Origin of the sequence: Rheinheimera sp. (assembly GCF_037442345.1) — a bacterium.
In the GTDB taxonomy this organism is placed as follows: Bacteria; Pseudomonadota; Gammaproteobacteria; order Enterobacterales; family Alteromonadaceae; genus Pararheinheimera.
This window is the reverse complement of record NZ_JBBIQL010000007.1, coordinates 21,717-39,204: the sequence shown is the minus strand read 5'-3', so window position 1 is coordinate 39,204 and position 17,488 is coordinate 21,717. Positions and strand designations below refer to the sequence as shown.

The 17,488-nt window shown below is 52.5% G+C and carries 11 protein-coding genes; 5 read left to right on the top strand and 6 right to left on the bottom strand.

What is annotated here, in order from left to right; translation table 11 throughout:
- Window positions 1-16: 16 nt before the first annotated feature.
- The 4 genes from WKJ04_RS05420 to WKJ04_RS05405 form a co-directional block, all read right to left on the bottom strand.
- Entirely contained in the window at window positions 17-718 is a 702-nt protein-coding gene (locus WKJ04_RS05420) for a DNA-3-methyladenine glycosylase I (protein ID WP_337879477.1), read from the bottom strand.
- A 9-nt stretch (window positions 719-727) separates the two neighbouring features.
- Complete coding sequence (locus WKJ04_RS05415) at window positions 728-1,144, bottom strand: hypothetical protein (protein ID WP_337879476.1); 417 nt, start codon at window positions 1,142-1,144, stop codon at window positions 728-730.
- A gap of 13 nt (window positions 1,145-1,157) precedes the next feature.
- Window positions 1,158-3,179, bottom strand: a complete 2,022-nt coding sequence (gene prlC / locus WKJ04_RS05410; protein WP_337879475.1) for an oligopeptidase A — start codon at window positions 3,177-3,179, stop codon at window positions 1,158-1,160.
- A 206-nt stretch (window positions 3,180-3,385) separates the two neighbouring features.
- On the bottom strand, window positions 3,386-8,641 hold the full coding sequence (locus tag WKJ04_RS05405; protein ID WP_337879474.1) for a S8 family serine peptidase: 5,256 nt from the start codon (window positions 8,639-8,641) through the stop codon (window positions 3,386-3,388).
- A gap of 186 nt (window positions 8,642-8,827) precedes the next feature.
- On the opposite strand from WKJ04_RS05405, the gene WKJ04_RS05400 reads away from it, so the two are divergent.
- From WKJ04_RS05400 to gorA, 5 genes are all read left to right on the top strand, one after another.
- A complete protein-coding gene (locus tag WKJ04_RS05400; protein ID WP_337879473.1) occupies window positions 8,828-9,718 on the top strand; it encodes a MipA/OmpV family protein in 891 nt (296 codons plus the stop codon).
- Window positions 9,718-10,113: a DUF3019 domain-containing protein gene (locus WKJ04_RS05395; protein ID WP_337879472.1), complete on the top strand. Its 396-nt coding sequence runs from the start codon at window positions 9,718-9,720 to the stop codon at window positions 10,111-10,113. Before WKJ04_RS05400 ends, WKJ04_RS05395 begins: the two co-directional genes overlap by 1 nt.
- The gene (locus tag WKJ04_RS05390; protein WP_337879471.1) at window positions 10,113-10,814 is read left to right on the top strand and encodes a response regulator transcription factor; all 702 of its coding nucleotides are present in this window, start codon (window positions 10,113-10,115) and stop codon (window positions 10,812-10,814) included. Before WKJ04_RS05395 ends, WKJ04_RS05390 begins: the two co-directional genes overlap by 1 nt.
- Before the next feature lie 31 nt (window positions 10,815-10,845).
- Window positions 10,846-12,063, top strand: coding sequence for an ATP-binding protein (locus WKJ04_RS05385; RefSeq protein ID WP_337879470.1), 1,218 nt, complete (start codon window positions 10,846-10,848; stop codon window positions 12,061-12,063).
- A gap of 72 nt (window positions 12,064-12,135) precedes the next feature.
- The gene (gorA, locus tag WKJ04_RS05380; RefSeq protein WP_337879469.1) at window positions 12,136-13,485 is read left to right on the top strand and encodes a glutathione-disulfide reductase; all 1,350 of its coding nucleotides are present in this window, start codon (window positions 12,136-12,138) and stop codon (window positions 13,483-13,485) included.
- A gap of 71 nt (window positions 13,486-13,556) precedes the next feature.
- On the opposite strand, the gene WKJ04_RS05375 is transcribed toward gorA, so the two are convergent.
- Window positions 13,557-13,775, bottom strand: a complete 219-nt coding sequence (locus WKJ04_RS05375; protein ID WP_337879468.1) for a hypothetical protein — start codon at window positions 13,773-13,775, stop codon at window positions 13,557-13,559.
- A 114-nt stretch (window positions 13,776-13,889) separates the two neighbouring features.
- Window positions 13,890-17,488: Ig-like domain-containing protein (locus WKJ04_RS05370; protein ID WP_337879467.1), on the bottom strand; the 3,599-nt coding region annotated here is incomplete at its 5' end.

Sequence of the window (17,488 nt, the reverse complement as noted above, 5' to 3'; positions counted from 1 at the left end):
ACCCAGGCTTGCAAATTTAAGTGATCAACCCGACATGGTTATCGCCCACACTCATTGAGATCACTTTACTGATCTCCTGATGACTGCGGCCGGATTGCTCACGCCACAAATTAAACTGCTGTTGGATGGCTTTGAGGTTTTTCTGGCTGGTCAGCCCGCCTTCAACCAGGCCGGAGCTGCGCAGGTAAGCTTCCACATCCTGGCTCAGGATAAAGGTATCTTTGCCGAGAAAACGCAGGCCATAAGCGCCGACATTGCCGCCGAGCCGGTTGCCATGTTGCTTCAGGTAAGCCCACAGCCCTATGGTGTCCGTGTCGGGCCACTGCGCTAAAAACTGACCAAAACTACCGTATTGCTGAGCAACCTCATTGATCATTAAAGCATTGTCGCGTATCGCAAAGACTTTGGTGGCATTGCGGATAATACGGGGGTCTGTGGCTTTTTCGGCCAGCATCTCATCACTCATCAGCAGAATTTTCGCCGGCTCAAAACCAAAAAACAGCTGCTGAAACTCTGGCCACTTCTTTTCCACCACAGACCAGACAAAACCGGACTGAAAGATTTTTTTACTGAATTCGCTCAGCACCTGCGCATCACTCAGCTGCGCCAGCTCAGCTGCAGAACGCGGTTTGCTCAGCAAGGCTTCCAGTGCAGCGGTGCCACCTTTACGTTCAGCCGCTCTGTGGTAAATCAGCTCAAACTGTTCAACAAAAGCCATCATTTCTCCTCAGATTGAATCGGCCGACGGGCCCAACACACAATAGCCATTGGCCCATTCCACCTGCTTCGGCGGCACTATGGCACAGTCTGACATCATGCCGGATTCTTTAAACCAGCGTTGCTGCAGGCTTTTATAGAGTTCGGCCTGTTTTAACAAAGTGGCCTCGTCTGTGCTGAATACCGAATACGCCACATAAGTTTCAGGGCCGCCGCAGGCTTTTTGTCCCAAGGCCAGCACCCGGCACTGCTGTGGACTCTCGGCTTTGGCGTCGCCAATCAGACGGAAAATTTCAGCGCGTTGCTGCTGAATTTGTGTTTTCAGATCCATAGTGCCCCCTTGTGTCATCCGCTGAGTGGGTTCAGCGGCAACAGCCTGCTGCAAGCCCAGGCTGACCAACGCCAGTATACTCAACACTTTGTTCATCATACCCTCGCTGTCAGGCAGCTATGCCCATATGCCGCAATAAAGCCGCATTGGACGGTTCACGACCCCGGAAGGCTTTAAACAGCTCCATCGGCTCGGCACTGCCGCCTTGTTCCAAAATGCAGTGCAGAAAATCTGCGCCCGCCTGAGTACTGAATATGCCTTCTTCTTCAAAACGGCCAAAGGCGTCAGCCGACAGCACTTCTGCCCATAAATAACTGTAATAACCGGCCGCATAACCACCGGCAAAAATATGGCTGAAACCATGCTGGAAACGGTTAAAACGGGGGGGCACTATCACCGCGACTTGCTGGCGCACTTCATCCAGTAACTCTTGCACCCGGCCCCCCAGCTCTGGCTGGTACTCCGCATGCAGGCGGAAATCAAACAATGCAAATTCCAGCTGACGCACTAAAAACATCGCTGACTGGAAGTTTTTCGCCGCCAGCATTTTGTCCAGCATATCCTGCGGCAGCGGTTCGCCGGTCTCGTAATGGCCGGAAATCAGCGCCAGCGCTTCGGGCTGCCAGCACCAGTTTTCCAGAAACTGGCTGGGTAACTCCACCGCATCCCAGGCCACACCATGAATACCGGCCACAGCGCTGGCGTCCACTTTGGTCAGCATATGGTGAATACCATGGCCAAACTCATGAAACAAAGTGACTACTTCATCATGGGTAAATAAGGCCGGTTTGCCACCGACGGGTTTATTGAAGTTACAGGTCAGGTAGGCCACAGGGCGCTGCAGGCTGCCATCGGCCAGCCAGCGCCGGCCCTGGCAATCATCCATCCAGGCACCACCGCGTTTTTTCGCCCTGGCATATAAATCCAGGTAAAAACTGCCTCGCAGCTCGCCGCTCTGGTCGAAAATGTCATAAAACTTCACATCCGGGTGCCAGACATCGACACCGTCACGGGCTTTTACTTCAATCCCAAATAATTTGTTCAGCACCGCAAACAGGCCTGGCACCACTTTCGTTTCCGGGAAATAAGGCCGCAGCGCTTCGTCAGAAATGGCGTATTTGGCCTGTTTTAATTTCTCGGAATAGTAGGTGATATCCCAGGCATTCAGCCTGTCAACACCAAACTCGGTTTTGGCAAAAGCCTGCAACTCGGCTAAATCCTGCGCCGCCTGTGGTTTGGCGCGGCGCGCTAAATCGCTCAGGAATTCCAGCACCTGGGCCGGGCTTTCCGCCATTTTGGTGGCCAGGGATTCTTCGGCGGCGTTGTTAAAGTCCAGCAGCTGCGCCAGTTCGTGACGCAGCGCCAAGGTTTCTTCAATAATGGCCGTGTTGTCAAACTGACCTGCGGTCGGGCCCTGGTCTGAGGCGCGGGTGCAGTAAGCCTGGTACAGCTCTGCGCGTAAGTCGGCGTTGTCGGCGTACGTCAGCACAGCGATATAGCTTGGGAACTCCAGCGTAAAGACCCAGCCGCTCAGTTCACGCTGCGCCGCCGCTTCAGCAGCCGCCAACCGGGCATCTTCCGGCAAACCGGCCAGCAGGGTTTCATCTTCCACATGCTTAAACCAGGCCTGAGTGGCGTCCAGGGTGTTATTGGAAAAAGTGGAACCCAGTTCAGACAAGCGGCTTTGAATTTCGCCATAACGCTGCTTTTTCTCATCCGCCAGGCCAATGCCGGATAACTTAAAGTCACGCAAAGCGTTTTGAATCACTTTCTGCTGCGCTTTGCTTAAACTTCTGTACTCAGCACTTTTGGATAACGCCAGATAGGCCTGATACAAACCTTCGTGCTGGCCCACCCAGGTGCCAAAGTCAGACAACAGCGGCAGACAGCTTTCATAAGCTTCCCGCAGCTCCGGGCTGTTTTTCACCGAATTAAGGTGCGACACCGGCGACCAGAATTTATTTAATTCGTCACTGTTGTGTTCCTGCGCCACAATCAGGTTTTGCCATGTCGGATTACGTTGTTGTACTACAGCATCAATATCGGCTGTACAGGCCGCAATGAGCTGTTCAACGCGCGGTTTAATCTGGCTGGGGTCAATTTGGCTGAAAACGGGTAAATCCTGGGTCATGAGCAATCTCGTTCTAATCAAGGCACTGAAGTGGTTTAGTTGGAGTATTGGGGCTATTCGCTGATTCTCAAGCCAAACCCGCTGAGGTCAGCGTTTTTCTTGCCTCAGCAAAAAAACAGAGCGCCGGTGCGCTCTGTTTGCAAGGGAAGGTAGCCAAGTTACAGGCCCTTCCTTGGGTCACTGCAGCTTACGACCAGGAGAATGGATTAGGCCGCTTTACGGCGAAAACCCCGACCTGCCATAGCCAGCACCAGCAACAAGCTCCAGATGCCAAAAGCGCCAGACGACTTCGGTGTCACAGTGGTGGTGACCTGGTTATTTTGTACTGTCACGGCCACAACTGCCGTACTGCTCAACTCACCATCAGAGACAGTGACTTCAAAGCTGTAGTTGCCTGCCGCTACAGAACTCAGCGTCAGTTTGGCACCAGCGGCCGTGGTTGTCAGAACACTGCCTGCGGTTTGTTTCCAGCTATAGCTCAGCGTATCACCATCCGGATCCATACTGCCTGACGCATCCAGCGTAATACTGTTGCCAGCGGTGCCTGTCACATTGCTGCTGGCCACTTTGGCCACGGGGGCATCATTGATCGGAGTCACGGTCAGTTCAAAACTGGTACTGGTTTTGTCGTCTGGTTGTTCCAAATCAGCGACCGTTACAGTCACTGTAGTTGTGCCTGTGAAATCAGCATCCGGTTTCAGACTAAAGGTCGCACCCGATTGATGACCATCCACAGTGGCAGTCACGTGTTCACCACTGACCGTGATGCTGTTCGCACCATTGTTTTCATCGGCGTACAGCACCTGGATACCGGTTAATTCACCATCTTCCACCACTGTCGCATTGCGGATCACTCCCAGAGTCAGGTTACCCGGTACTGTCAGACTATGGCTCATCTGAATATCTTCCATACCTTCAACCTGACTAACAGCGTGCAGGGTTAAGTCTTTGCCTATGGCTGAGTGTGCCACAGTAGCATTCAGCGTCACTTCAAATTGTGACGATTCTGGACCTACATAGTTGTAACACAGTACTTTGCCAACACTTAACTTGCTGTCTAAGTCATCAAACGCGTATTCAGAACCCAGATAACCTTCCAGCGGCCCGAAAGCAGTTCTGGCACCGATATAACCCTGAACCCCAACAGAACCCCGGTTATCACCGGCAAATTCCAGCTGGTTGTAGGCCATGATCATTTCGTATTCGCCTTTACCGAAGCGGGTTTGATTATTGAAAATCAACTCAAACTCGAACCTGTCCTCTTTTTCGCCGTAAACAGCTTCCCAGTTGTCGTCCATACCCAGGTACGGCATAGTGCGCATGCCATCCCATTCAACAATGGCCCAGCCGCTTTGCGTGCTTGCCAGCGTAATACCAGAGTCCCAGGCGAAAGGTGTGGCAGATGCATCCATAGTGAATGGATTGCCTCCCCAACCACGCCATAAGGTACCAATGGCCTGATCCGGGAAACCGTCATACGGGAAGGGGTAATGCATAGGAAAGAAATACGGCGCGCCATCAAATGTTACGTTACCGTTACCTCGTACAAACATTGCCGCAGAAGGGGCCTGTTGGTTGTTGTACAAAGTGAAGGCGCCGCCATCGTTAAACAGCAGGTTGTACGGGATCATGGTGCCATTACGCAGATCACCAGGTGCATCTCCGAAGCTTGGGCCAAAACCAAAACTACTCAGGTTGACATAGCGGTCGTTGCCCTGACCAAAGTCAGGCACCCGACACATCTCATCTTCGTCACTGCTGCTGATCTGATAGGCGGGTTTCAGTTTTTCGGTGTCCGGTTGTGTGCCTTTCAGTGTCAGCACTCCGTTCTCCAGGATCATTGCAGTCACAATGCTGTCATCACTGACGGACACATTGTCTGGTGTCAGCTCCAGGCCAGCTGGGATGGTGGCTGTTAAGGTAAAGTCCCGGTCCGAACCAGTTAAGTTCGGCAGTGCATTCAGCGTCAATGTCACAGGCTGACCTACTCTGACGGTTGTTTTGTCTGCGCTCAGGCTGACATCATCCACACCACGGTTCAGTTTAAATGGCACAAATCCGACGTTGCCCGCATTGACGGCCGAAGTGCCGATATCGAAGCCTGTGTAGTACAAATCGCCATTTTCCATATCAGGCATGGACCAATTGATTTGTGCAGTCACAGGGGTTTTACCATCACTCTGCGCCGGCACCGACACGTTGATGTCCGTCGCTTCCTGATTGGACACAACAGCATAGGTGTATTCGAAACTGTCAGTACCTGGCGTCATGTAGTCATTGGCGTTATACAACACAGCAAAGTACTTACCGGGCTCAGGGTCGTTCACATTACAGTAGTTGTTGTAAGCCACATGCCAGGATACACAAAGCATTTCTGTATCCTGGTCCATTTTGCCGTTGTTGTTGAAGTCTTTCCCTAAGTACACAATGACATTACCGAAGTTGTACGAATCTTCGTTACTGGATGCAGTACGGCGCAGGTTTTCAACGACCAGTCGTTTGCTGTTTGCCGGAACGTCAATCCAGAAACTGTGGGTCGCTTCATCCAGTTTGTTGTCGTCTATATCTCCTTCAGCCAATGGCCAGGGGAAGGTGAAGTCATCATCTTTTGGTAAGGTGATGCTGTAACGCTCCGCCTTTACCGGCGCATAAGTTCGGGTCACCCCCTGCGTCATCACAGGTACAGGGATGTTTTTCAGACTGTAACTGCTCTGGTTGCGATGTGCCGTCAGACTCACGCGCTCAGGTAACCCCCCGTTGTCATATTGGAACACTACAGGGAGCCGCATATCTGGCGCTTTGCCATTGTCTTCTTTAAACAGCAAATGTGAGTGCAGTTCAGCTTCAGAATTGCCTGCAACGTCCTGCGTGTTAGTGACGGAGGCCCGGAGCATAATGGTTTGAGTCTCGCCGGCTTTCAGGCTGAATTTCGCTGGTACTATTTCCAGCTTGACACCTTGTTGCACGTAGCGCTGCTCATCATAAGGTGACCAGTTTGTCACTTCGTCCGTTGATAAACTCCAGCTGCCGTCTTTGGTTGCAGTAAATGTTCGTACCCAGCTGCAGCTCGGTTTACAGCTGAAGTTCACCATTTCCGGCAAGTTCAGTTTGTGCACCAGACCGCCATTGGCTGGGTTAGCCGCCAGCATATTGTCGTAACTTTCGTCCATGAGCAGACCGGCATCAATCGCACTGGCCACATTGATCCGGCCGGTACCAGCCCGGTACACCTCGGCTTTAGGGTTCTTCTCCCACGGCTGACCTTTTTGAATAGCGTAAGTGACCACAGGTTCGGCGGTCAGTTGCAACGCCGATTGCTTCTGTGCCACTGTCCAGTCCGGATGAGCCTGGCTCAAGAGTGCCAATGCACCAGCCACATGAGGGGCTGCCATCGAGGTACCACTGTACACACCGTAATCTGCCGTCACTGGCGTTTCCCCCAGCCTTTCCGCGAAGGGACTCTCATCGTTGGTTGCGGCATAGATATCCACCCCTGGCGCAGTTACTGAAGGCACCAGGTGCTCAGGGTTTGCGATACCAGGCCCACGGGAAGAGAAATCCGCCAGTTTGTCTGCTTCCGCGTCATCAATGACCCGCCCAATGCTGGTTGCAGAAATGGTCAACTGATGTCCATTCAGGCTGTCACTACCCAACCAGTTGTTGAGACTGTTCCACCACTGGGCGCTGGAAATATGGATACCCGGCACTGCATAGACATCCGTCTTCACCACTGTGCCTTCGTCACCATAGTCAGACGCGTTATACAAAATAAAACCTTCAGCTCCACCTGCAGCCACATTGGATGATTTCTCAACCCGACCGTTGGTTCCGCGCTGGCAGGCCACAATAATGTTGGCCGGGTTATTGCTGGCATCCAGGTAGGGTGCGCCTTCACTGTTGGTCAGGTGATCAAAGGTTCCTGGTGCAAAAGGCTCAGTACACTGTTCATTACCAAAATCAGCAGCTTTGACCACGATGCCTGTTAACGCAGACTGGTTAATACCCCCACCACTGATAGCGTCAACCGGTGTGCTGCTGCCGCCATTAAAGTCCTGCAGCTGAGTGTCCACTTCGATAGTGCGGCCCGTGCTTGACGCTGCCACATTCAGTAACCAAGGGGAAACGTGGTCAATGTAGGTACCTAATTCCTGGTAACCGTCAGTCCCGGCATTCCCTGCCGATGCAGCGACAGCGATGCCCGCCTGATGCGCCCCTAAAAACGCCAGTTCGATCGAGTCCTCCCAGGGCGACGTGGTATTCATCACGTTGCCAATAGAGAAGTTAATAGCGTCAACACCGTCGCTGACTGCATCTTCAATGGCTGCGATCAACGCTTCGCCCGGACATCCTTCCAGTGGGTAACAGACTTGATATGAAATGATATTGGCATGAGGTGCCACACCGGACATCTCTGGGAATAAAGCCTCTTTGATGACGCGTCCGTCACTGGCCGCACTGATTTCCGGCACCACGTAATCGACATTTTTCAGCACGTTTCCTGCCGCAGTCGACGCCGTATGGGAACCATGACCGGACACATCTTCCCCCACAGCTGGATAAAGTCCATCATAGGTATCAGTGATCACTTTGTAACTGCGAACGCCAATCAGCTTGTCATTACAACGGCTGGTAAATTCATCCAGAGCACAGTCGCCAAGGTAATTACCCTGCCCCAAAGGATTCACATGGTCATAGCCATCCTGACCAATATCGGCAAAAGCCGGGTGATCGGTATTCACGCCAGTGTCGATGATACCGACAATAGTGCCTTCCCCTTTAAACGCCGTATTCTGGCTGGTCTGACCGGTCCAGACTTTATCCGCACTGATCCGCTTTGGGCCTATGTCGGTATGCAACTGGTACAACTTAGAGCGCTGTACGCTGACCACTTCGGGCAAAGCAGCAATTTTCTCGGCTTCATCCTGAGTCAGGGTCAGACTGAATCCATTCAGTGCATTTACAAAATGCTGACGAATGGCCTTCGTGCCAACCACCTGACTGATTTGGGTTAATGCGGTTTGTTGCTCCGCCAATAAAAACTGCTGATACTCCCTGACTGAGGCGGACGCTGGCTCGCCTTTTTCAAACAGACGTTGCTCAGGCTCTGCTTTGCTAAGCTGAGTTGCTTTCAGACCGTTGATCCCCCCCTGGTACTGGCTGACCGGGCTATGTCGCAGACGGATGATATAGACCTGCTCACCCAGGATGTCATTTTCCCGGACAAACTTGACCTTTTTCGGCTGCAACTGGACGTTCAGGCCGTCGTCTGTTTGTAAACTGTTTCTTGCAGCGCGGCTATGTTGCCGCTTTTTCAGTTGTTCTGCGCTGACCTTAACTGGTTGTAATGCATTGGCTGAAGCCTGATGGCCAGGCTGCGACGGTGTTTGCCCCGTGGCAGCATGAGCCACGACGATACCACTAAGTGCACCGGCCACAGCATAAGCAATGGTTTTTAGTTTCACTGGATTCTCCGACTTTTGAATTATTATCCTGAGCACCGGTTGTTTTTTCGGCGCCAATTTATCTAATCATTCGTTAAGTCAGGGCTGCGAAACATTTCATGTATCACTTTGTATCATGCAGCTAAAAGTCGAGATTTCGCAGTAAAGTCTTGCTAAGCTGGCTGCGTATTATTTCGGACGAATCTGATGAAGTTTTTGATTCAATTTTTCATTCTGTCACTTTGCAGCTTTTCGATGGCCAGGGGCGAGACCCAAAGTGTGGACAATCACCAGTGGCAATTTTCGTTATCGGCCGGACGAGGCGCTCTGACAACGCCTTTGGCCAACAGGGCCGATCTGAAAGGCTCTCTGCTGCCTGCAGTCAGCTATTACGGCGAGCGGTTCTTCTTCGAAAATAGTTATGTCGGTTACAGCCTGCTGGAACGGGAGAACTGGTATATCGACCTGGTAGGTTCGCTGAATGAAGATGGCATGTTTTTCGAACTGGATGGGGTGAACGAATTCGGCTGGTGGGATGCCATTGGCTTTCAACGCACCAGTTTTACTGGCGACCTGCCCGTCGAAGCGCAAGAACCATCCGGAGGTTCTCTGGGGACGTTACCAGGTACGGAGCAACTACCAGCCCATAGTTATCTGGATATAGGGCGGCATTTATCCTACATGGGGGGCGTCAGTCTGAATTGGCTGTCTGACTATGCCGACCTGCGTCTTAGCCTGCTAAAAGACATCAGTGGTATCCATCATGGCCAGGAGCGGCATCTGACTCTCCGCAAAAGCTACCAAATCGGTGCCTGGTCGTGGCAATGGCGAGCCGGGCTCACTCATAAAGATCAAAAGCTCAACAACTATTACTACAACCTTCGCCCTTACGAGCTGAATCAGACTCCGAGCGGGTTCCGGCTACAGGACAGCTGGCACTACTTTTATGGTATGACTCTCAGCTACCAATTGACGCCAGAGTGGGCCATGTTGGCGTACTGGCAAAAGAACGTACTGGACGACGAATTACTGCGCAGCCCTCTGGTAAAACGGGGTTACTACTATGGGCGATTCATCGGGGTGAGATACAGTTTTTGATGATGGTTCGTCCTGGTATTCTGATGTTCACTGTGCCCACATTACTCTTCCCTCTGGCGGTAAGGGCTCAGACACAGCTGCAACTTCAGCTGGTACCGCATATCTGTGTTGTGACCGAAAGGGAGCCGGAATGCAATACCGAAGTTAAACTGCTGATCACTGGCGGCGAACCCCAAGAAGTCTGTGTTCTTGACCATGACAATCGCCCGGACTGCAGGCAACATCAGCCTCCGGCACAAACCGAAATTAACCTGCAGATCCACACCAAAACCAATCTGGCAGTGCAAGTCACCAGCCGCCAGGGCCAACCGCTGGCCAAAACCCAATTGCAGTTAGTGCAATTTCAGGGCGCGTTAAAACGCCATAAACGTGGCTACCTGTGGAATATGTTGTAATGCACCAGCACAGCCAAATTCTGTTGATCGAAGACGACGCCGGATTAGCCTTGGGCATAGCTGAATACCTGAGTGAGCAGGGAGTGATGCTCAGCCATGCCCCGGATGCAGATTCCGCCTTACGCATTACTGGCAATTTCGACCTGATCTTATGTGACATTATGTTGCCGGACGGCAATGGCTTTGAGTTGTTGCCTTTACTGCAAAAACGCTGGACCTGCCCAGTAGTATTTCTGACCGCCCTCAGCAGTGCACAGGATCAAATTGAAGGGCTGGAAGCCGGCGCGGCAGACTATTTATGCAAGCCGATAGACCCGAGTTTGTTGCTTGCTAAGATACGCAGTTGTCTGAGAGCGAATCAAAGACTGCAGCAACCAAGCAGGCAAATTACCCTGCACGATCTGGTCATGGATCTTGGCCTGAATCAGGCCAGACTAGCCGGAAAACCCTTGCAGCTGACCAGCCTGGAATTTGATATTTTATGTTTTTTTATGACCCGCCCAGGCCTGATTGTCAGCAGAGAACTGCTGTTCCAGCACTTAGTTGGCCGCGAATACGACGGCCTGTGCCGCGCTATTGATATCCGTATCAGCCGCTTACGCAAGCATTTGGAACAACTGCAGGTGCAAGGCTTGTCGATCATTACCGTGCGTGGGCAGGGCTACCTGTTTAATTACCTGCCGCAGCAGCAACTCACCTGATGCGCTACCAGCCCTTTCAGGTCTCACTGCTATGAAAAGCCAGTTTATCCGCTTCTACCTGATGCTTGTACTGTCCTGCACCGCCTTACTTTGGGCCATTGGCAGCAGCTACCAATGGATCCAGCTGGACCCATGGAATTACCAACTGGACGCGTCCCCCTTATTTGACTTGCAGCAACAACAAGGGCGGCTTATTCAGCAAGTGCCTGCTGCCACTTTGCATTTTCCGACGGAACTGCGCAAAGAACTGCAGCAAGGTAAAGTGATTGCAGTGGCTATTTCAGAAGGGGATTACCTCTATTACCGTCAGAGCCAGCAAGCAGGCATGTTGGATCAATTAGGCCCATTGCCTGTATCAGAGAATTTGGATGACAACCTGACACTGTGGGTGAACGGAGCTTTGGCTGTATTATTTCTCGGCTTGTTATGGCCGGTGTTCCGTGATATCCGTCATTTGACCAAAGTTACCCGGCTTTTTGCGGTGAAACCAGATCCAATCCAAAGCAATATCCAACCTGGCTCCAGCCTCTACCCACTGGCGCAAAGCCTGGAACAAATGGCGAATCAAATCAGCCAGATGATTCAGCTGAATCAGGATATGTCGCGCACCATAGCTCATGAAACCCGCACGCCGCTGGCCAGGATGAAATTTACTTTAGGGCTGGCGTCAACCCAATTAGACCAGAAATACCAACAGCGCATGCTAGACGACATAGCTGAAATTGATGCCCTGGTCAGTAACTACCTCGATTTTTCCCAACTGGAATATGACCATAACAGACAGGCGCTGCTCGAACAGCCGATGGCAACGGTATTGAACGAGCTCGAGTCCAGGTTCGATATCTACCAACATCACATAGAGCTGGACTTTGAACCTGCGGTTGGCGATGCCTGTTTTCATTCCCCAGCCTTACTGCTGGCCGGTCAAAATTTATTAGCCAATGCACTGCGTTATGCCAAAAGCCGCATCCAGATTAGTTTTACTAAGCAAGATCAGCATTACTGCTTCCAGGTCTGTGACGATGGCCCTGGTATGGCCGAGCACCCAGATGTGCTGATGCGGTTATTCAGGCGCGGTGACAATAGTTCAGGATTTGGTTTGGGCCTGCATATAGTGCGTAAAGTGGCGGAATGGCATGGTGGCGAAGTCTGTATTCAAAGTTCGGCACAAGGCACTTGTGTCTGCCTGCGCTGGCCTGGATCCCGGCTCACGGCCAGTGCCGAACTGGAGCCCTGCAACAAGGACTGAGGGTCATTGCCCTTGAGTTCCGGCACTGCTGGCCTTATAACAGCTCAAACTGATGCCAAGGATCTAAAGCAGATGACCGAACACTTTGACTATATCGCCATTGGCGGCGGCAGCGGTGGTATTGCCAGCGCCAACAGAGCCGCCAGCCACGGCGCTAAATGCGCCATTATTGAAGCCAAATACCTGGGTGGCACCTGTGTCAATGTCGGTTGTGTGCCGAAAAAAGCCATGTGGTACGCCGGTCAGGTTGCCGACGCCATTAAATACGCACCGGATTACGGCATGGACCTGAGCATGCCGGAGCTGGACTGGGCCAAACTGGTAGAAAGCCGCCAGGCCTATATTTCCCGTATTCATGGCTCCTACGACCGGGTTTTGGCGAAAAACAATGTCACTATCATTCGCGGCTTTGCCCGCTTTGTTGACAAAAACACCGTGGAAGTTGACGGCAAACGCTACAGCGCGCCGCATATCAGTATCGCCACTGGCGGCCGGCCGCTGGTGCCGAACCTGCCAGGCGCCGAATTTGGCATCGACAGTGATGGCTTTTTTGCGCTGGCGCAGCAACCGAAACGGGTGGCAGTTGTGGGGGCCGGTTATATAGCGGTGGAAATTGCCGGTGTGATGCATGCCCTTGGCAGCCAAACCCATTTACTGGTACGCCGTGACAAGCCGCTGCGCAGCTTCGACCAGATGCTGTCCGACACTTTAGTTGAACTGATGGCCAAAGATGGCCCAAGCCTGCACCCGCACACCGAAGTGATTGCCGTTGAGAAAAATGCCGACGGCAGCCTGAGCGTTCAGCTCAATGGCGGTCGCTCACTCGAAGTGGATTGCCTGATTTGGGCCATAGGCCGGGTGCCAGCCACCGATCAGCTGCAGCTGGAAAACGCAGGTGTGCAGACCGATGCTCAGGGCTTTATTCCAACCGACGACTACCAGAACACCAATGTGCCAGGTATTTATGCGGTGGGCGACAACACCGGCCGTCTGGCCTTAACCCCGGTTGCTGTAGCGGCCGGGCGGCGTTTGGCTGAGCGGCTGTTTAATGGCAAAGCCGACAGCAAACTCGATTACAACACAGTGCCAACCGTGGTGTTCTCCCACCCACCTATCGGTACCATAGGCCTGACCGAAGACGAAGCCAAAGCCCAGTACGGCGACTCAGCGATCAAAGTGTACCGCAGCGAATTTGCCGCCATGTACACAGCTTTGACATCACACCGCCAGCCCACCCGGATGAAACTGGTCTGCGCCGGGCCAGAAGAAAAAGTAGTAGGTTTGCATGTGATAGGTTTTGCGGCGGATGAAATGCTGCAGGGTTTTGGGGTAGCGATCAAAATGGGCGCGACCAAAGCCGACTTTGACAACTGCGTGGCGATACACCCGACTTCGGCTGAAGAGTTTGTGACGATGCGCTGATCCAGCGTAGCGTTACTGAATGACCTTGAAAACAATCAGGGCACCAACAACGGTGCCCTGATTGTTTTGTGTCAGCCTTTAAAACGGGCGGCATCCAGAATAGCAAACAGGTGAACCAATGCGCCGATAATGGGCGGCACCACTAAAAACCACAACGCATACCCAGAGCCGACAATCACAAAAAACAAAATGGCTGCCAGCAACCGACCTTGCAGCAGTTGGCCCAACCCGGGAATAAACAACGTACATAACGCGGCTAATACATTGCCGCCAGAACCTTGGCCTGCCACAGCAGTTCTCCTTTTTTAATAAGTGTGTTTTCAGCAGCATACCAGAATTCATCTGAGCATTCAGAATGAGAAAAGCCAGCATCAGGCTGGCTTTTTTCGACATGTATCGACGGTTCAGAATCGGTAACGACCACCCAGGTACCAGGCATCCACTTTATTGGGTTCCATATCAATATACTGATACCCCAGTTGCACTGCCCATTGCCCGGATAACTGATAACTGACCTGCGCTGCCGCATAAGGGTCAGTGCCATCTAACTCTGATACCAGCCGGTCGGTTCCACGCTGACTTTCAATATCGGCCTGCCAGCCAAACAATCCAACCGGCAGTTCCACACTGAACTGTTCCGTTTGCCAGAGGGTCACTTTCACCCCCAAAGTCCAGCCATCCGCCAGCACCGGGCTGACCGCTTTGACCAGCTGATGGTAAGCCGCCGGGTCCAGCACTGTGGATGTCAGACCGACGGTCCCCTCACCCAGATCCAGATAACCAAGCTCAAAGGCCAGCAGGGAGGTCCACTGATAACCCAGGCTGGCCGCCATCAACTGGTCTTTATTGTCATAGCCTGAAATAGCACTGCCTGCGGGCAATTGTTTTTGCATCTCCCCGGCAGAATGTTCGGTTTCTCCCTGCCCCAGATTGGCCTGCAGATACCAGTCCGCTGCCTGCGATTTAAAGCTCAATAACGCCAGAGCACTTAACAACACCGCCAGACGCTGACGGCGCAGTGCCGCCACCATCACTAACAAACCCAACCACCATGCCGACATACTGCCTCCACCAGATTTGTTTTCGACAGTCACATCCCGGAACGCATTAACCTGCACACTCACTGTGCCTGTTGCTGAATCACCAAAACTGTCTGTCACAGTGTAGGTAATAGTGTCCACGCCATGAAACCCCACTTTGGGTGTGTAACGCAGACGCTGGTCGGCCTCAATACTGACCGTACCTTCCAACGCTGTCGCTGTATTGACCGTCAGTACATCCGCATCCGCATCGGTGTCATTGGTCAGTACCGCTATCAGTATTGGACTTCTGTCATCCGTAGATGCATTGTCGTTGACAGCGACTGGCGCATTGTTGCTAAACACAGTCACCACTAATTCGCTGCTCGCCGTGCCGCCTTTACCGTCGGTAATATTGTAAATCACGGTGTCAACACCAACAAAGTCTGGGTTTGGCGTATAACTCAGTTGTTGGTTAGCCAGAATGCTCACTGTACCAAAGCTGCTTATCGCTTGATTCACAGTTAACCTGTCCCCATCAGCATCCATATCATTCGTCAATACATCGACATCAACGCTGCTGTTCATTCTGACCACAACTTCATCCGCTGCGGCTACAGGCAAAGTGTTACCGTTGAGCTCAACAGCCACACCACCCGGGTCGACAATAGCGCCATTGGCGATGCCATCGGCATCGTTAGGGCCACCATCCTGCACCCGGACCTGCACACACCAGTGGCCTTCAGTTAAACCCGGCGTCCAGACGGCATCACCCGGCGGAGGACAGAAGCCACGTTCGCCCGCCGCACTGGATACGGAGTTATTGGCATTGCTGACAAAATCAACCCAACCTGTCACATCATTAAATTTACGGTACACCGCGTTGGCCGGCACTGGTAAACGTTGTGGTATCACCAGGCTGTAGCTTTGTCCCTGCTCTGGTAAACCATACGCAATAAAGTCAAAAATACCGCCAATATTCACCGCCACGTTGTCGATCTCAATGGCGTCTTTCGCAATTTGCAGACCACCGGCATCTGTTTCTGCAGCCACAGTACCCAAGCGTAAACAGACACCAGGGTCACCTTCAGCCACAAAGTCAGTCTGGCCCAGCAACTCGGTTGGCATCACGTTACATTCACTGATCGCATCCAGGTAATCCGGAATACCATCACCGTCCGAATCGGCAAAACCTTCCTGATCGTCAGGTATTAAGTCACCATCCGAATCGCCTGAGCCCAGAGTGGGCAGGTTTGGCCTGATCACAATAAAGACTCTGGACGTGGCGGATAAATTCGGTGTGCCGTTATCTGTCACCGTGTAACTGACCTGATACAAGCCTGGCCCTTGTTCGTCCGGATCAAAACTTAACTGCGTCTGATCGGACGTTACATTCTCCAGACGACCAAAGTCCCATGAGCCTGTGAGCTGATCCTGTGGATTGGCATCGGTCACAGTGGCCGTCACAGTCACCATCCCGTCGCCTTCGCTGATGGTCAGGCGGTTCAGGCCATTTTGCGTGACAACCAAAGAAACCACAGGGGCAATATTGGCTTCAGTCACCACTATTCTGCTGCTGCGTTTACTGCCACGGTTCACACTGCTGTCCAGTGTGATCAGGATGTCTTCAGGGGAGTCAGCCACACCATCATCCAGCAGATTAAAGCGGATACTGGTGCTTAACCCTGAGCTGATTTCAGCCACGCCTGACACCAGGGTATGGTCGTTCGGTCCGGCACTGCCGCTGACGCTGTAAGGCACCAGCACAGGGTAAACCGGTGAAGGACCATTGAGGATCACCTGAACTTCGACTTCATTGCCTTCGGTGGCTATCTGGTCTTTGCTCAGCGACACCAACGGATGCACACTGACTTTTTGTGCTTTGGTGGCGGTATTGCCGTCGGCATCTGTCGCTTGCCAGTAGACAATATGCTCACCCGGTGCAAAGAACAGGCTGCCGTTAATCAAGGACACCCGCAGGCGGCGGCCATTGCGGTCCACTGCTGTCGCTGTGCCTAACTGCACCCGGGTAAAGAGGGCTGTGGCGTTCACTTCTACATCTGCAGGCACAGTAATTACTGGCAGATTCGACGCATCACCGCCTTCAATAATCAGATTTACATCCGCGGTATCACGTCCGCCTTTGCCATCCGTCACTGTGTAACGCAGGCTGACAGGACCCACATACAAATCAGGCACAGTCAGAGTTAAACCTTCAGCATCAAAGGTCACTGTGCCGACTGAAGTAGATGCACCATCTATGGTCAGAGTATCTCCGTCCACATCAGAGTCGTTGCCAAGCACCGCCAGTTGATACTGATTGTTGCTGGTACGTTGCAGGCTGAAGCTGTCATCGGTTGCCATAGGGTTATCATTCACTGCTGTAACTTCAATGCTGATAGTGGCTGCGTCTGAACTTAACTCTGCATCTTTGGCGATATAACCAAGGCTGTCAGAACCGTTGAAGTCTTTTTCTGGTGTATAGACCAGTAAAGCGCCTTGCAAGGTGACAGTACCATGTTCAGGCTGAGCCACAATTTCATAAGTCAGCTCGTCCTGATCCGGATCCTGTGCAGTCAGCGTCAGACTCAGTGGAGTATCTTCAGCTGTAATTGCAGAGCTGCTCGCTACCTCTGGCGCATCGTTGGTATTGGTCACCGTCAGCGTAAAGGCTGGCAGGGACGCACTCAGCTCACCGTCCGATACTGAAATAACGATACCTGCAGTAGTTCCTACATCCGCATTGCCCGGAGTACCGGTTAACGCACCTGTCGCCGTATTAAAGGTTGCCCAGGCCGGTTTGTTGGCAATGCTGAAGGTCAGTGTTGTCGAGGCGTCCTCATCCGTTGCTGTGGGGACGAAGCTATAGGCGGCCCCCTGAGCTACTGTCACCGCGGGGACTCCGGTGATAGTAGGCGCATCGTTGGTGTTGGTCACCGTCAGCGTAAAGGCTGGCAGGGACGCACTCAGCTCACCGTCCGATA